The 16,344-nt window shown below is 52.6% G+C and carries 17 protein-coding genes and 1 other RNA gene; 4 read left to right on the forward strand and 14 right to left on the reverse strand.

The genetic code is table 11. From position 1 onward, the window contains the following. Positions 1-2: 2 nt before the first annotated feature. The 7 genes from murF to rsmI form a co-directional block, all read right to left on the reverse strand. Positions 3-1,433, reverse strand: a complete 1,431-nt coding sequence (gene murF / locus IFO68_RS10375) for a UDP-N-acetylmuramoyl-tripeptide--D-alanyl-D-alanine ligase (protein ID WP_192015822.1) — start codon at positions 1,431-1,433, stop codon at positions 3-5. After that, positions 1,434-2,948 carry a UDP-N-acetylmuramoyl-L-alanyl-D-glutamate--2,6-diaminopimelate ligase gene (murE, locus tag IFO68_RS10380; protein WP_192015823.1) on the reverse strand — a complete coding sequence of 505 codons (1,515 nt, stop codon included), beginning with the start codon at positions 2,946-2,948 and terminating at the stop codon, positions 1,434-1,436. It lies immediately after the preceding gene. Next, positions 2,935-4,707, reverse strand: coding sequence for a penicillin-binding transpeptidase domain-containing protein (locus IFO68_RS10385; RefSeq protein ID WP_192015824.1), 1,773 nt, complete (start codon positions 4,705-4,707; stop codon positions 2,935-2,937). Before IFO68_RS10385 ends, murE begins: the two co-directional genes overlap by 14 nt. Beyond that, the gene (gene ftsL, locus IFO68_RS10390) at positions 4,707-5,027 is read right to left on the reverse strand and encodes a cell division protein FtsL (RefSeq protein WP_192015825.1); all 321 of its coding nucleotides are present in this window, start codon (positions 5,025-5,027) and stop codon (positions 4,707-4,709) included. Before ftsL ends, IFO68_RS10385 begins: the two co-directional genes overlap by 1 nt. Next, positions 5,024-5,971: a 16S rRNA (cytosine(1402)-N(4))-methyltransferase RsmH gene (gene rsmH, locus IFO68_RS10395; RefSeq protein WP_192015826.1), complete on the reverse strand. Its 948-nt coding sequence runs from the start codon at positions 5,969-5,971 to the stop codon at positions 5,024-5,026. Before rsmH ends, ftsL begins: the two co-directional genes overlap by 4 nt. Before the next feature lie 395 nt (positions 5,972-6,366). Continuing rightward, an RNA gene (gene rnpB / locus IFO68_RS10400) (RNase P RNA component class A) lies at positions 6,367-6,748 on the reverse strand. Between the two features lie 99 nt (positions 6,749-6,847). Next, on the reverse strand, positions 6,848-7,708 hold the full coding sequence (rsmI, locus tag IFO68_RS10405) for a 16S rRNA (cytidine(1402)-2'-O)-methyltransferase (RefSeq protein WP_192015827.1): 861 nt from the start codon (positions 7,706-7,708) through the stop codon (positions 6,848-6,850). Positions 7,709-7,769: 61 nt separating this feature from the next. Between rsmI and IFO68_RS10410 the strand changes: the two genes are divergently transcribed. Genes IFO68_RS10410 through IFO68_RS10425 form a run of 4 tightly spaced genes read left to right on the forward strand, consistent with a single transcriptional unit; the run spans position 7,770 to position 11,084 of the window. Next, entirely contained in the window at positions 7,770-9,602 is a 1,833-nt protein-coding gene (locus IFO68_RS10410; protein ID WP_192015828.1) for a penicillin-binding protein activator, read from the forward strand. Continuing rightward, the gene (locus IFO68_RS10415) at positions 9,580-9,954 is read left to right on the forward strand and encodes a YraN family protein (protein ID WP_192015829.1); all 375 of its coding nucleotides are present in this window, start codon (positions 9,580-9,582) and stop codon (positions 9,952-9,954) included. Before IFO68_RS10410 ends, IFO68_RS10415 begins: the two co-directional genes overlap by 23 nt. Before the next feature lie 3 nt (positions 9,955-9,957). Then, positions 9,958-10,548, forward strand: a complete 591-nt coding sequence (locus IFO68_RS10420; RefSeq protein WP_027253687.1) for a phosphoheptose isomerase — start codon at positions 9,958-9,960, stop codon at positions 10,546-10,548. A gap of 2 nt (positions 10,549-10,550) precedes the next feature. Further along, positions 10,551-11,084: a BON domain-containing protein gene (locus IFO68_RS10425; RefSeq protein WP_225445169.1), complete on the forward strand. Its 534-nt coding sequence runs from the start codon at positions 10,551-10,553 to the stop codon at positions 11,082-11,084. A gap of 91 nt (positions 11,085-11,175) precedes the next feature. Here the strand turns inward: IFO68_RS10425 and sspB are convergent, their stop codons facing one another. The 7 genes from sspB to rplM all read right to left on the reverse strand — a co-directional run bounded on the left by sspB (position 11,176) and on the right by rplM (position 16,306). After that, the gene (sspB, locus tag IFO68_RS10430; RefSeq protein WP_192015907.1) at positions 11,176-11,670 is read right to left on the reverse strand and encodes a ClpXP protease specificity-enhancing factor; all 495 of its coding nucleotides are present in this window, start codon (positions 11,668-11,670) and stop codon (positions 11,176-11,178) included. After that, a complete protein-coding gene (sspA, locus tag IFO68_RS10435) occupies positions 11,670-12,308 on the reverse strand; it encodes a stringent starvation protein SspA (RefSeq protein WP_192015831.1) in 639 nt (212 codons plus the stop codon). The genes sspB and sspA overlap by 1 nt, the downstream gene beginning before the upstream one ends. Before the next feature lie 87 nt (positions 12,309-12,395). Further along, a complete protein-coding gene (locus tag IFO68_RS10440) occupies positions 12,396-13,133 on the reverse strand; it encodes a cytochrome c1 (RefSeq protein ID WP_192015832.1) in 738 nt (245 codons plus the stop codon). Continuing rightward, positions 13,130-14,395, reverse strand: coding sequence for a cytochrome b (locus IFO68_RS10445; protein ID WP_192015833.1), 1,266 nt, complete (start codon positions 14,393-14,395; stop codon positions 13,130-13,132). Before IFO68_RS10445 ends, IFO68_RS10440 begins: the two co-directional genes overlap by 4 nt. Continuing rightward, positions 14,395-14,985 carry a ubiquinol-cytochrome c reductase iron-sulfur subunit gene (gene petA / locus IFO68_RS10450; RefSeq protein ID WP_120513397.1) on the reverse strand — a complete coding sequence of 197 codons (591 nt, stop codon included), beginning with the start codon at positions 14,983-14,985 and terminating at the stop codon, positions 14,395-14,397. The genes IFO68_RS10445 and petA overlap by 1 nt, the downstream gene beginning before the upstream one ends. A gap of 484 nt (positions 14,986-15,469) precedes the next feature. Further along, positions 15,470-15,862 carry a 30S ribosomal protein S9 gene (gene rpsI, locus IFO68_RS10455; protein WP_027253694.1) on the reverse strand — a complete coding sequence of 131 codons (393 nt, stop codon included), beginning with the start codon at positions 15,860-15,862 and terminating at the stop codon, positions 15,470-15,472. A gap of 15 nt (positions 15,863-15,877) precedes the next feature. Then, the gene (gene rplM, locus IFO68_RS10460; protein ID WP_027253695.1) at positions 15,878-16,306 is read right to left on the reverse strand and encodes a 50S ribosomal protein L13; all 429 of its coding nucleotides are present in this window, start codon (positions 16,304-16,306) and stop codon (positions 15,878-15,880) included. Between the last annotated feature and the right edge of the window lie 38 nt (positions 16,307-16,344).

A 16,344-nucleotide genomic window follows, 5' to 3' on the forward strand; every position in this document is an offset into this window, starting at 1 on the left:
TGTTATAAGTCCTGCAGTGCGGCAATAATTTCTTCCATACGGGCGCTGCGTGCCCCTTTTGCCAACACTGTTATTTCTTGTTGTTGTTGAGAATCCTGTGCGGATTCATGATGAAATTGCTGTACCTGAGCGATCAACGCGGCCTTCAATGCCAAATTATCACTGAAGTGTTGTCCCTGGTTCACTTCACTCACGATAGCACTGGCTTTACCTACTGTCAGGACGCGATCCAGCTGTTTTTGCTGAGCGTAATCGGCTATCTCGCGATGCATCCGCTCACTTTCTTGCCCCATTTCGGCCATATCGCCAAATACCAGCCAGCGCTGCCCATTGAAATCCGCCAGCAAGTCGATAGCGGCTTTCACTGAGGCCACACTGGCGTTGTAGGTATCGTCAATCAGACGCAATCCCTGCCTGGGTTCCAGTACCAAAGCACGTCCTTTAACGGCTTCCATCTGCGCTAATCCCGACGCCACTTGCGCCAACGTGGCTCCCATCGCCATAGTCAACGCCGCCGCAGCCAGCGCATTGGCTACATTATGACGGCCAGCCAGAGGCAAAGTGAGTGAAATATCACCAGCAGGTGTGTGCATTGTAAAACAAGGGCAGCCGTGGCCGTTAACGCTAATCTCGCTGGCTGAGAACCCTGCGACAGAATTGCTGTCAGAATCATCAGCAGCTAAAGGTACCTTGTCCGCCGCAATAAAACCTACCAGCTGCTTGTCGGTCAGCAATGGTTGCCAACGCTCCAGGGCATGTGAGTCCAGATTGATCACAGCCGTGCCACCGGGAATCAGCCCTTCGAAAATTTCGCCTTTGGCTCTTGCAACTCCCTCCAGCGAACCGAAACCTTCTAAATGCGCCGCCGCCAGATTATTGACCAGTGCCGCATCGGGTTTCACCAGTGCAGAGGTGTAAGCGATTTCTTTTTCATGATTGGCCCCCAGCTCAATCACCGCAAACTCATGTGCCGGAGTCAGTCGCAGCAGCGTCAGGGGAACACCGATATCATTGTTAAAGTTACCGGCAGTGGCCAGCACACGGCCACATTGTGAAAGAATTGCTGCCACCATCTCCTTGACCGTGGTTTTACCACAGCTTCCGGTCAGTGCCACTGTTTTGAGACCATGTTCGCGCGTCATTTTTGCTTTCAGCCAGCAGCCCAGCTGGCCCAGAGCCTGGCGGGTATCGTTAACCAGCAGTTGTGGTAAAGCCACATCCAGCTCACGGCTCACCAACAAGGCGGATGCTCCCTTGGCCTTTGCATCCGCAGCAAAGTCATGGGCATCAAAGCGCTCACCTTTCAGCGCAAGAAATAAGGTACCCGGCACTATTGTCCGGGTATCCGTTGAAACTGCATCGATACTGACATCCTGGCCAATCAAGCGGGCGTTAAGCGCCGCTGCCAGTTCGCTCAGTGTCACCTGAATCATTTAATGTGTCTCCAACAAGGCCTGTACGGTTTCACGATCTGAATAGTGAATGGTTTTCCCCGCCAGTACCTGATAATCCTCATGACCTTTACCGGCCACCAGTACAATATCTTGCGCCTTCGCCTGACTGAATGCCCGCTGGCAGGCTTCGGCCCGGTCATGAATAACCTGAACGCGTTCCGGCTGTGCCAGTCCGGCCAGCATATCATTCACTATCTCCCGGGGTGATTCACTGCGCGGATTATCGTCCGTCAGGATCACATAATCGGCTAACTGCTCAGCCACGGCAGCCATCATAGGCCGCTTACCGCGATCACGCTCACCACCACAGCCGACCAGACACCAGAGCTTGCCTTCACAGTGCAGGCGTAACGCTGCCAGTGCTTTCTCCAGCGCATCCGGGGTGTGAGCATAATCAACCACCATCATAGGTTTGTCAGCGGCCTGAAAAACTTCCATCCGACCTATCACCGCCTGCAGGCGGGGAGCCGTGGCCAGCAAGACACTCAGGGGGTAACCCAGCGCCAGTAACGTCGCCAGCGACAACAACAGATTAGAGACATTGAAAGCACCAACCAGCGGAGCGGTAAAATCGCCTTGCCCCCAGCTGGAATCAAAAGATACAGTCACCCCCTGAGTGGAATAGCTGACAGCCGTCAGCCACAACGCCTTACCGCTGTGCCCGGACAGATGCGATGACTCTGTCGTGACGGCAACCGCGTCATGCAACTCGTTCAGCCAGCGTCTGCCAACATCATCATCAGCATTAATGACAGCAATACCTGCGCTATGTTCCGTGAACAAACTTTGCTTAGCTGCCGCATAACTTGCCATATCACCATGGTAATCAAGATGATCCCGGCTAAGATTGGTGAAAATACTGGCCGCAAAATGCAGGGCTTTCACCCGCCCCTGCACCAGACCGTGCGAGGAAACTTCCATCGCCGCAAAATCTGCGCCCTGATTGACCAGCTCAGCCAGGGTTTTCTGAATATCAATGGCGCTGCCAGTGGTGTTCATGGCCGGTGTCAGCCTGGACAGCAGGCCATTGCCCGTAGTACCCATCACCCCGGCGGTACGGCCGAGCAACCCAGCCCATTGTGCCAGCAGCTGGCTGACTGTTGTTTTGCCGTTGGTGCCTGTGACCGACACCAGCTGCAGCTGTTGATCGGGCTGGCCGTAAGCTGCACCGGCCAGAGCGGACAGCCTTGCCGGCAAATCACACACCGCAATCACAGGAATACCACTGTGATAATGTATCTCGCCATCTGGCTGGTTATCTTCAGCCTGAGCCAGCACAGCCGACGCACCGGCCTGGATCGCGGCATCAATATACTGGCGACCATCGACCGCATGGCCCTTAATGGCAATAAAGATACTGCCCGGCACCACAACGCGGCTGTCGAGGGTCAGATCTTTGACCTGCACTGCAGAGACTGAAGCGGCTAAGACCTCAGGCGCAAACCAGGAAGCTAACAGCTCCCCCAAAGAAATTGAAACATCAGGTTCCGGCATCAGACTTGCCTCTGTTATGGACGATATTCAACTGATCGCCTTTTCCGGCATCAGGTTTGACATTGAGAATTTGCAGGGCACTGCCCATCACTTCTGCAAAAATAGGGGCGGCGACCTGACCACCATAATAAGCATCACCCTGAGGTTCATTGATCACCACCACCATAGCCAGACGAGGATCACTGATAGGTGCCAGCCCTGCGGTCATGGCGATATATTCATCACTATAGCCACCGGCCGCCGCTTTCTTAGCAGTACCGGTTTTAGCGCCCACCCGGTAACCAGATACAGCCGCGTGCTTGGCGCTGCCATCAGGTTGCGTAACACCTTCAAGCATGTTCAGCACTTTACGGGTGTTTTCTGCCGACACCACCTGCCGCCCCGGCACCACAGCTTCGGTTTTCAAAATCGACAGCGGCCGGTTGATACCTAAGCCCCCCAAGGTAGCGTAAGCACGTACTAACTGAATGGGGGTGACTGAAATACCGTAACCGAAGGCCAGGGTAGCCCGCTCAAAATCAGACCAGCGACGGCGATCCGGGAACAATCCCAGCGCTTCGCCAATCAGGTTAATGCCCGACGCTTCACCCAAACCCACACCGCTGTACATACCCAGCACCGCATCAACAGGCATAGACAAAGATAATTTACTGACACCTATATTACTGGACTTTTTCAGGATTCTCGCCAAATCGGCCTTGCCGACCTGTGACACATCCCGCACCCGGCTGCCACCTACCTGCATAATCCCGTTGCCGGTATCGATGACTGTGTTCTCATCGGCAACGCCATTCTCCAGCGCAGCCAATACGATAAAAGGTTTGATGGTGGAGCCTGGCTCCATCGCATCTGTGATAGCACGGTTACGCATGCGGAAACTTTGCAGCTGATCGCGGTTATTGGGGTTATACGAGGGCGCATTGACCATGGCCAGTATCTCGCCGGTCCGCACATCGGCCATGACAATGGTTGCTGAGGTGGCGTTGTAATCTACCACCGCTTGCTTCACGGCCCGGTAAGCCACCGCCTGCAATCGCTGGTCAATACTCAGCGCCAGCGGTTTGCCCGGCTCGCGCTGCTTGAGCGAAATGTTTTCAACCACACGGCCGTACCTGTCTTTACGTACTGTGCGTCTGCCCGGCTCACCGGTCAGCCAGCCATCATAGGTCCGCTCGACACCTTCCAGTCCGCGACCATCAATGCCCGTGACCCCAATCAGGTGAGCACTCACTTCACCCGCCGGGTAAAAGCGGCGGGATTCATCTTTCAGGCCAATGCCGGGTAATTTCAGCTTACCGACATAGGCCGCCATCGCCGGGCTGACCTGACGCTGCAGATAAATGAATCGACGGGATTTATTCTCTTCCAGCCGGGCAAGCATGTCCTGACGATCCAACCCCAAGACATCTGCCAGCGCATGCCAGCGAGCCGGCTCCGAGAGACCACCATGCTTATAAATATCCACCGGATCAGCCCAAACGGCCTGAACAGGCACACTGACGGCCAGCTGTTCATCATTGCGATCGGAAATAATGCCCCGTGCCGACGGCATGGCTTTCACACGCAACGAGCGCAGATCCCCTTCCTGGATCAACTTGCCGGGTTCCAGTACCTGAATATAAGCGGCTCTGGCTATCAGACCCACCAGTGCCAAACCAACCAAGCTACAGATCAGGGCGAAACGCCAGGGAATAAACGCAGGTGTGGATGCCGAAGGGCGCGGCGTCTGCGGTTCAGGTGAAGAGGCGGCTTTTTTCATTACGGGACAACAATTTCATTCGCTGCATTAGGACGCTTCATATCAAGCTCCTTCTCAGCCTGGGTTTCAATTCGACTATGCTCAGCCAGCGAGTTTTCTTCCAGCAGCTGATTACGCCATTCGATATCCAGATCGTCCCGCTCAATGAGCAGTTGCTCCTGTTGCGCGACCAGTTGGCGGGATTGGTGGGTGATATATACCACCCCCAAGGCAGAAATGAGAACCAGCACCAGCAACACCAAAGGCACACGGCCGACGGATAACAGATCATGGCCGATCTGACGAATCAGGCTGTCCGCAGCTGCTGGCTGGGTACTCATAGGCGCTCAGCCAGACGCAACACAGAACTGCGCGCTCTCGGGTTATGCTGAGTCTCCGCAGCCGTCGGCTTAATGGCTTTACCTACGGCTTTCAGATCGGCACTGCCCAGCGCTTTGATCTGATCTTCGGTCAGGGGCAAGCCGGCAGGTACGTCAGGCCCTTTACTCTGCTTACGAATAAAACGCTTCACCATGCGATCTTCAAGTGAGTGAAAACTGATCACTGACAGACGGCCACCAGGAGCCAGTACTTCCAGCGCGCCGTGTAAGGCGGTATCTATCTCTTCAAGCTCACTGTTGATATAAATGCGTATCGCCTGAAAGCTGCGGGTGGCCGGATGTTTATGCTTGTCTCTGAATGGTGAAACGTCAGCGATCAGTTTAGCCAACTGGGTGGTTCGCTCCAGCGGCACATTGTCCGGATTGCTGCGGTATTCCACTATGCCGCGGGCGATACGCTTGGCAAAACGCTCTTCGCCAAACTCTTTCAGGACCCAGGCAATATCGTCCGCCTCGGCGCTGGCCAGCCACTCAGAAGCAGAAATACCGGATGTCGGATCCATACGCATATCCAGCGGGCCGTCGCGCATAAAGCTGAAGCCACGCTCGGCATCATCCAGCTGAGGAGAAGAGACCCCCAGATCCAGCAGCACACCGTCGATCTTGCCGGTCAGGCCCAGCTCTTCCATGTACCCGGCCATACCGGAAAACGGGCCATGGATAATAGAGAAACGCGGGTCGTTGATCTTGGCGGCTTCTGCAATCGCCTGGGGATCGCGGTCAATACCGTACAAACGGCCATGTTCGCCAAGGTGGGAAAGGATCAGACGGCTGTGGCCTCCACGGCCAAAGGTACCGTCGATGTAAATACCGTCTGGTTTGATGGCTAGACCATCGACAGACTCATGGAGCAGCACGGAAACGTGAGCAAATTGTTCGGACATAATAATTGATTCAGCTGAATAATAAGCGAACTGAAGACACCGGCCGGATGCCTCCACCAGAGATTACTGGGTCGTTGGTTTTCCGCTGCTCTGCCTGTTGCGCTACAGGCAGCAGTGGCAACACACCGAAATCGTCGGATTTCGATGCATGTGCACCTCTTTCATTTATACCTGCCCTTGTCGGGCAAGCAACAGGGAAATTGCAATTTTTGCCACAAAATCGTCATTTTTTCCCACAAAAAACCAACACGAAGTGTACGAAGGCAGCAAAAAAGTTGTCAAGACAGATACTGCGATTCTGACAAACAATTGATGCAGCCGTACTTTCTGGTTCCCAGGCCCTGAAACGATAAAAGGTGATGCCCGCATATGTTGCGAACACCACCTTTCCAAAATAAGTGAGTTAACCGATAAGCCGGGTTCTGTACCGCTTGCGCGGTGGTAACCATTCCTCTAGGCCTGAAATCGCTCGCAGGCTCAAGCAACCTACCCGTCCCCAGCGCGGACCACGCCATTAGGGACCTATTTGGTCTTGCTCCGGGTGGAGTTTACCGTGCCACGAACTGTTGCCAGTCGCGCGGTGCGCTCTTACCGCACCCTTTCACCCTTACCTGTTCTCGCAAGCGAGTCATCGGCGGTTTGCTCTCTGCTGCACTGGTCGTAGGCTCACGCCCCCCAGACGTTATCTGGCACCCTGTCCTGTGGAGCCCGGACTTTCCTCCCCCCCGTCAGTCTCCCAAAGGACATCAACGAAGCAGCGGTTACCTGGTCAACTCAGGCGGCGGATTGTATAAAACTCCCGGCCGAGTTACCAGAGAAAGTTAGACTTCTTACTTTCTCTGGCGAGAAAACGGCCAGCGCTGAACGGCTCTGTGCTTATTCCAGATTGTCCAGGCCCCATTTATAGAGCGCATTTTTCTTCACACCGTGAATCTCTGCTGCCATGGCCGCGGCCTTTTTCAACGGCAACTCAGCAACCAGAATCTTTACCGTTCGCAGCGCTTCAGCAGGCAAGGCATCTTTATCGGCCCTGTGCCCTGCTACCAAGAGCACCATTTCCCCCCGGATACGATTGCTGTCCTCACCCAGCCAGGGGATCAGCTCACCTAACGGTGCGCCATGAATGGTTTCAAAGGTTTTGGTCAGCTCGCGAGCCAGCACCACGTGGCGATCAGGGCCCAGTACGGCCTGCATGTCCGCCAGCGAGTCGAGAATACGATGCGGTGATTCATAAAATATCAGGGTACGCGGATCTTCAATCAGCAGACGGAAGGTATCCTGCCGCCCTTTGCTTTTGGCAGGCAGAAAGCCTTCAAAACTGAAGCGGTCCGACGGCAGGCCCGAGGCACTCAGCGCGGTGATCACAGCACACGCCCCCGGCAGTGGCACAACTTTAACACCCGCCTGACGACAGCGAGTCACCAGGTGGTATCCTGGATCGCTGATGAGAGGTGTACCGGCATCAGAGACCAGTGCGATACTGCTGCCCTGACGCAATTTTTCAATCAGCACATCCGCTTTCTGCTGTTCATTATGATCATGCAGGGCAAAGGTGCGGGTAGAGATGGCAAAGTGGGACAGCAGGCGTGAGGTATGGCGTGTGTCCTCAGCAGCAATTAAATCCACATTGGCCAGAACATCCAGCGCGCGGTGGGTAATGTCTGCTAAATTGCCGATCGGGGTCGGAACGATGTACAAAGTTGCGACATCCACCGAGCACGAATTGGTCTCACTCATTTGTCTATGATCTCATCTGCAATTAATATAGAGAGTAATTTGTCACAGTTGAATGAATTCAATGCTTAATTTTACCCATAAGCGCAAAAGTGTAACACGTATTCTGGCCCCTGTAGCCCTTGCCGTGATTCTGGCCGGCTGTTCAGCGCCAGGCACTCAGACAACGTCTTACTCTGCGGATATCACGGCGCCTGCTTCTGACTCCGCTGCCAGCTACCTGCTCAAAGCAGAGTCGTCTGAAGGTGCAGCTAGCATTGACTGGCATATACTGGCTCTTAAAGCACTGATCAAAGAGGGCCGCTGGCCGCAGGCGGATCAGCAAGCCAATAAACTGGCTGGCATGAACCTGTCTACGGTGCAAATGGCTGAATGGCAGCTAGCGCGTGCAACCCTGCGCTACCAGCAAGGTCAGCCCAAAACCGCGCTGGAAACGCTTAACTTCCTGCCCTGGTGGACCCTGGCCGACAGTCAGTACCGACGCTATCACCTGCTGCGTGCCGAGCTGTTAACGCAGACGGAACAACACTTTGCCGCCGCCAGAGAGCGCACCTCACTGTCACAGTATCTCAACAGCAGTGAGAGAGAGGTCAACTGGCAGAATCTGTGGCAAGACTTGTCTCAGTATAATAACCACCAGCTTAAAGCCGCCAGCATCAGTGCCGATGAAACCGTACTGCAAGGCTGGGTGGAACTCAGCATGATTAAAAACACCTCAGCTCAGCGCCCTGTCAGGCTGAAATCCGAGGTCGAGCAATGGCTGCAAAACCATCCGGAGCACCCGGCCAACAGCTACCTGCCGAAAGAGCTGCAGGCTATCATGAGTCTGGAAATGATAGAGCTGGAAAAAGTCGCACTCCTGCTGCCTTTGTCAGGCAAGTTTGAAAGTCAGGGCAAAGCCGTTCGCGATGGCTTCCTCAATGCCATGCTGGAAGATACCGAGCGTAACCCGAATACCGAACTGTCGATTTACGATACTGAATCCGAACCTATGTTCAGTATTGTCAACAAACTTCAGCAAGATGGCATTCAGCTGGTGATTGGCCCGCTTCAGAAAGAAAAAATCACCGAATTCCAGTCCACCGAAGGCGGTAATATCACAGAGCTGGCGCTTAATGAGCCGCAGAACCTGGATTTAAGCCAGCCCAATACTTGTTATTTCTCCTTATCTCCCGAGCAGGAAGCCGAGCAAGCCGCGCAGCATTTATATGCCAAAGGTCACCGTAGCCCCATGGTCATGGCACCGGCCAATGACTTTGGCCGACGGGTCAGCCAGGCGTTCATGACGAAATGGGAAACGCTGACCGGTACTAAAGCAGAACGTCAGACCTTTGGCTCCAGTCGTGAAATTCAGAACCAGATGGCGGCAGTGTTTGGCTTAACCGACAGCCGGACCCGCAGCCAGCAAATGGAGCAGGTACTGGGTATGTCACTGGAAACCCAGGCCCGCAGCCGTCGCGATACCGATGCGGTGTACCTGATTGCCAACCGGAATGAAGTGACCCTGCTCAAGCCATTTATCGAAGTGGCGATCAATCCAGATGTCACTCCGCCAAAACTGTATGCCAGTTCACGGACTAACCCGGACAACAACGCCAACGTCAGTGAACTGTCCGGGATTGAATTTAGTGATATCCCTCTGCTCGCAGCGCCGGATCAGTCCTTCACAGAGCAATTTGAACAGCTGTGGCCGGGGCAAAAGAACAGTGCCATCCGGCTTCATGCTTTTGGGATGGATGCGTACCGGATGATCACTGAGCTGCCTCAGATGAAAGTGGTTGAGCATTACAGCACCCAAGGTAAAACCGGCCAGCTGAGCATAGATGATCATTGTGTTGTTCAGCGTCAGTTAGACTGGGCGGTATTCACACCCAATGGCATTGCACCTGTTCAATAAGCGCCGTCAGGGGTACCATTACGAGTCGCTGGCCGAGCAGTATCTGCAACGCCAGGGGCTATCTGCCATTGCCCGCAATGTTCACTGCCGGGGTGGTGAGCTTGATCTCATCATGAAAGACGGTGATTGCTGGGTATTTGTCGAGGTAAAGTACCGTGCCCATAACCGTTTCGGTTCTGCGGCTGAGGCCGTCAATTGGCGCAAGCTGCAACGCCTCAAGCGTGCCGCACTGTACTGGCTGCATTCAAAAGGCATTTCCACCGAACACAGCCTGCTGCGTTTCGATGTTGTCACCATAGAAGGGACTGACCACGCAATCTCGTGGCTGACCAACACTTTAGTTGAAGAGTAAAACATGCTAGAGAGCATTAAAGAAAACTTTACCGAAAGCATCCAGACACAAATTGCAGCGGCTGAAGCATTGCCTGATGCCATTTCCCGCTCTGCCCAGGTGATGGTGCAAAGCCTGCTAAACGGCAACAAGATCCTATGTTGTGGTAACGGGGGGTCCGCCTCTAATGCCCAGCATTTCGCTTCCTGCCTGATTAACCGCTTTGAAACCGAACGTCCCAGTCTGCCGGCACTCGCACTCACCGCAGACACCACCACCCTGACGGCTGTCGCAAACGACTATCATCAGGACGAAATTTTCTCCAAGCAGATTCGCGCCCTGGGTCAGCCGGGTGACATACTGCTGGTGTTCTCTACCAGCGGAAACAGCAAAAACATCATCAAAGCGATGGAAGCCGCCCTGACCCGCGACATGAACATCATAGCCATGACGGGTAAAGACGGCGGCGTAATGGCCGGGCTGCTGGGTGTGCAGGATGTCGAGATCAGAATTCCGTCGCAGCGAACCGCCCGCATTCAGGAAGGCCATCTGCTGACGGTACATTGCCTGTGTGATCTGATTGATCAGATTCTTTTCCCGCAACACGAAGGGTGATCATGCAACGCTTGCTTCTCATCTTGATTCTGTCTTTGTCGATGCCGGGTTGCGGTACGATACTGCAAACCGATCCCCGCAGCGGGCAGCAACAATGGCAAGATCAACATATTGCCATGCAAGTTGGTGGTTTAGTCAACAAGCCACCTTATCTGGGTAAAGTCAGGGTCAATGCGATATCGACCGAAGGCCGGGTTTTGTTGGTTGGCCAAGCAGTGGATCAAACGACTGCCGGGCAATTAGCTGGCGCTGTACAAGAACTGGCTAGCGTAAAAGAAGTCTATAACCAGCTTCAGATTGGTCCGCTCCCTACACTCTCAGATGTCGGTCTGGACAGTTGGTTAACCACCAAAGTGAAAGCACAGCTGATCGCCAGTAAAAAGTTGCGTGATTCAGCGGTACAGGTGGCAACGGAAAACCAGCGGGTTTACCTGCTCGGCTTTGTAACCAGAGAGCAAGGCAATATTGCTGCGGATGTCGCACGCAATGTGGAAGGGGTTAAACACGTGATCAAAGCGTTTGAATACACGGACTGAGCCACTTCATCAGTATTCAGGAAACATCAGATAAAGAAAAACGCAGTGCTTCGAAAGAAACACTGCGTTTTGTTATGTCCGTCAAAGTGGATTACTTCACCACTGTGAGGCTTGGACGACCGCGTGGACGAGGTGGTTCTTCCTCTGAGGCAAACTCTTCGACAGCATCAGTCAGGCTGACCGGTGATAAATGCTCTTCATCGCCGACAGCATCTGCTGCGTCAAAAATCCCCTCTTGTTCACCGTTTGCCAATTCATAGCCGGGTTCTGGTTCAAACATAGTGCCTGCTCCATTTTCCCGTGCATAAAGTGCCAAAACAGCCGCAAGAGGCACTGACACGGCATGTGGACGTCCACCAAAACGGGCACTGAAGCGAACAGCATCATTTCCCAGTTCAAGGTTACCCACAGCACGTGGCGCAAGGTTCAGCACAATTTGTCCGTTGCTGACAAATTCTTGCGGAACCTGCACATCAGGCAGTGTTGCATCAACGACCAGATGTGGAGTCAGATTATTATCCACAAGCCAGTCATAGAAAGCCCGCACCAAATAGGGTCGGCGCGGGGTCATCTCGGCCATCTCCATCACTGACCAGCCAGACGCATTTCGCGCTCAGCTTCTGTTAGTGATGCAAGGAATGAATCACGTTCGAAAACGCGCGTCATGTAAGCCTTCACTTCTTTCGAACCAGCACCGTTAAGCTCAATACCCATTGAAGGTAAACGCCACAGTAATGGAGCCAGGTAACAGTCGACCAGGCTGAACTCTTCGCTCATGAAGTAAGGGAACTCAGCGAATACCGGTGACAGAGCCAGCAGCTCTTCACGCAGTTGTTTACGCGCTTTTTCCGCTTCATCAGCTGTGCCTTTCTGCACTTTTTCCGCCAATGAATACCAGTTACGCTCAATGCGATACATCATCAGGCGGCTATTACCACGAGCAACCGGATACACAGGCATCAGAGGTGGGTGAGGAAAACGCTCATCCAGGTATTCCATAATAATGCCGGCCTGATACAGAGCCAGTTCACGATCCACCAGAGTTGGAACAGAATTGTATGGATTCAGGTCAAGCAGATCCTCAGGAAGGTTGTCTGGCTCAACCAGCTCGATCTCAACACTTACACCTTTTTCTGCAAGTACAATACGCACCTGATGGCTATACATATCCGAAGCATCAGAATACAGCGTCATCACAGAGCGTTTATTGGCAGCTACAGCCATCAACCCCTCCAGTATACTCATATACACAAAAAAGCAACGGGGGCTCTTGCCCCCATTGCGAGTTTCTTAACGCACTAGATTACCCGATCAATGGACATCGCGCCAATATTCTTTCTTCAGCAGCAAGGCCAGAACAAAGAAGATAACGATAAAGCCCATCACCCACAGACCCAGACGCTGACGTTCCAGCTTCATAGGTTCTGCCGAATATTCAAGGAAGTTAACCAAATCACGAACCACTGCGTCATATTCTTCAGGGTTCAGTTCACCATTACCTTCAGTTTCCAGGCCAACAAACTCCTGTACTTCCTGACCATCAATGGTGCGTGTCTCAAACACTTTACGTGGTGTACCCTGCAGCTCCTCCAGCACGTGTGGCATACCCACACTTGGGAAGACCAGGTTATTCACACCAAACGGACGGCTTGGATCTGCATAAAAAGAACGCAGATAGGTATACAACCAGTCAGCACCACGTACACGGGCTACCAGAGTCAAATCCGGCGCCGGGGCACCAAATGAGGTCGCGGCGTAATCTTCTGAGATCGCATTGGTCATCAGATCGCCGATCTTAGCATTTTCATCAAAGATCAGGTTTTCCATCATCAGGTCTGCCGGGATATCCAGATCTTCCGCTACACGCTGGTAACGCTGATACTGAGTGGCATGACAACCAAAACAATAGTTAACAAAAGTACGTGCACCGCGCTGCAGTGAAGCTTCGTCCGACAAATCATTGTTTGCCGCATCAAGGTGAACATTACCACCCGCAGCCATTGCCAGAGACGGCAACAGAGCCAGCAGCATAACCATCAGCTTTTTCATTTGAATGTGACCCTCTCTGGTAGCGGTTTCGTCGCCTCATTCTTGCTGTAGACATACAGCAGCACGAAGAACATGAAGTAACCGAGACTGAAGATCTGCGCCATCAAGGTGTATACCGCAGTGGCTGGAAGCGCACCCAGAATACCCAATGCAATGAAGCAGACAGTGAACTGAGCGATGTTAGCCAGGTGCAGCTTGCTGCGGTAACGGTAAGAACGCACTTTGCAGCGATCCAACCAAGGCAGCAAAAACAGCATTACAATTGACAGGCCCATCGCAATTACACCCAGCAGTTTGTCAGGAACCGCACGCAAAATCGCATAGAAAGGCGTGAAATACCATACAGGTGCAATGTGTTCCGGTGTCTTCAGCGGGTTAGCCGCTTCAAAGTTAGGTGGCTCAAGGAAATAGCCGCCCATCTCAGGGTTAAAGAAAATCACATAACTGAACAAGAAAGCGAAGATAGCCACACCAACAAGATCTTTTACCGTACCGTAAGGATGGAACGGCACTGAATCAATGATGTCGTACTTATTGCTGTAGTACTCGTGGAACTTGAACCGAGACTGGGAGTTGCCACCTTTCTCGCCTTTCGGCAGTTTGGTTTCAATACCATCCGGGTTATTAGAGCCCACTTCGTGCAGCGCCAGAATGTGCAGAACAATCAGCAGCAGCAGGACAATTGGCAGTGCGATAACGTGCAATGCAAAGAAACGGTTCAGTGTTGCACCGGAGATCACGTAGTCACCACGAATCCACAGCGTCAGATCATCACCGATGACAGGAATAGCACCAAACAGAGAAATGATGACCTGCGCACCCCAGTAAGACATCTGACCCCACGGCAGCAGGTAACCCATAAAGGCTTCAGCCATCAGTACCAGGAAAATCAGCATGCCGAACAGCCACAGCAATTCACGCGGCTTCTTGTAAGAGCCGTAAATCAGACCACGGAACATGTGCAGGTATACCACAACAAAGAACGCCGAAGCGCCTGTGGAGTGCATATAACGCAACAACCAGCCGTAATCCACATCACGCATGATGTATTCAACAGAAGCAAATGCCCCATCACCTGATGGGACATAGTTCATGGTCAGCCAGATCCCTGTCAGGATTTGGTTAACCAGGACCAGCATGGCCAGTGAGCCAAACAGATACCAGAAGTTAAAGTTCTTCGGCATCGGGTACTCAGACATATGCTTTTTATAAGCATTCATCACTGGCAGACGTTTTTCAATCCAACCCAGCAAGCCTTCCATTATGCCGTCTCCTCATCTTGACCCACTAAAATCGTGTTGTCGTTCAGGAACATATGAGGCGGTATCACCAGGTTAAGCGGTGCTGGCACCCCTTGGAAAACCCGACCAGCCATATCAAACTTAGAGCCGTGACAAGGACAGAAAAAGCCTGCTGGTACGCCACTGACCTGCTCATTGAAACTATCTGGCAGGTAAGTTGGAGAACAGCCAAGGTGGGTACAGATCCCGACGGCAAGAAAGATTTCAGGTTTAACTGAACGGTATTGGTTTTGTGCGTAAGCAGGCTGCTGAGGTTCAGTGGCCTGCGGATCACGCAGTCGATCATCGTGTGTCGGCAGTTCATCCAAAATAGCCTGGCTACGGCGTACAACCCATACAGGTTTGCCTCGCCACTCTACGCGGATCATCTGGCCTTCTTCTAATTTACTGATATCAACTTCAACTGGCGCGCCCGCAGCCTTGGCTTTGGCGCTAGGATTCCAGGATTTGATAAAGGGTACGGCGACAGCGACTGCACCTAAGCCTCCAACAACCGAGGTCGTCGCAGTCAGGAAGCGGCGTCGGCCGTTACTTACTGGCGCTTTGCTCATCCAACATTCTCCCATGTGCTCCCGCTCAGGATTATTCTTTCCATCTGCGTCCCTGGAGCTTACGGCTAACTTTCTACGGAAAGACTCAACAGCTTATTGATTAAGAATTTTCATGCTGCTATTTATCGCGGCAAATGATAAAGAAAACCCCACTTTAAGACAAGGTAAACACCGCAAATGTGAGAGATTTGTGGGGTTAATTTCCTTGGTCGTCAAGATGAAAAAATGCAAACTATGGTGTCAATTATTCAATTTTTTTTGACAAGATCCCTGAATGTCGCCGACAAAACAGCATTAAGCGCCTTAACAAAGGCTCCCGTTCAGGATAAATCACCCCTAGCCTGGCTGGTGCCCATAGCACTACTTGCACGCTGACAGCACACCGGCACTCTGCAATTTCTCTTTGCGAGTAAACGCAAAAAGCCCAGCACAATGGCTGGGCTTTGATGTACACAGTAACCAGAGAAATCTCTGGTGCGTTGAATTAACGCTTAGAGAACTGTGGACGACGACGTGCTTTACGCAGACCAACTTTCTTACGTTCAACGCGACGTGCGTCACGAGTAACGTAGCCAGCGGCACGCAGAGCAGGACGTAAAGTCTCATCGTACTCCATAAGAGCGCGAGTGATACCGTGACGGATCGCACCAGACTGACCAGTGATACCACCACCTTTAACAGTGATGTACAGATCCAGTTTCTCAGTCATATCAACCAGCTCAAGAGGTTGACGAACAACCATGCGAGCTGTTTCGCGGCCGAAGTACTCTTCGATGCTGCGCTTGTTGATTACGATGTTGCCAGTACCCGGTTTTACGAAAACGCGAGCAGCTGAGCTTTTGCGGCGGCCAGTGCCGTAGTATTGATTCTCTGCCATTGTCATGTTCCCCAATTAGATGTCTAGAACTTGTGGCTGCTGTGCAGCGTGGTTGTGCTCGCTACCTGCGTAAACTTTCAGTTTACGGTACATAGCACGGCCTAGAGGACCTTTAGGAAGCATGCCTTTAACAGCAATTTCGATGATCGCTTCTGGCTTTTTCTCCAGCAGCTTGTCGAAGCTGATAGTTTTCAGACCGCCGATGTAGCCAGTGTGACGGTGATACATCTTATCAGTACGCTTAGCGCCAGTAACTGCTACTTTCTCAGCGTTGATAACAACGATGTAGTCACCGGTGTCAACGTGAGGAGTGTACTCAGGCTTGTGCTTACCACGCAGACGAGATGCGATTTCAGTTGCCAGACGACCCAGTGTTTTACCTTCAGCGTCAACAACATACCAGTCACGTTTTACAGTTTCTGGTTTAGCAACGAAAGTTTTCATGCTAATTCTTACCCAATTTTAAATAGTTTCACTTTCCA

The organism is Photobacterium arenosum, from assembly GCF_014841115.1.
GTDB classification, from domain to species: Bacteria; Pseudomonadota; Gammaproteobacteria; order Enterobacterales; family Vibrionaceae; genus Photobacterium; species Photobacterium arenosum.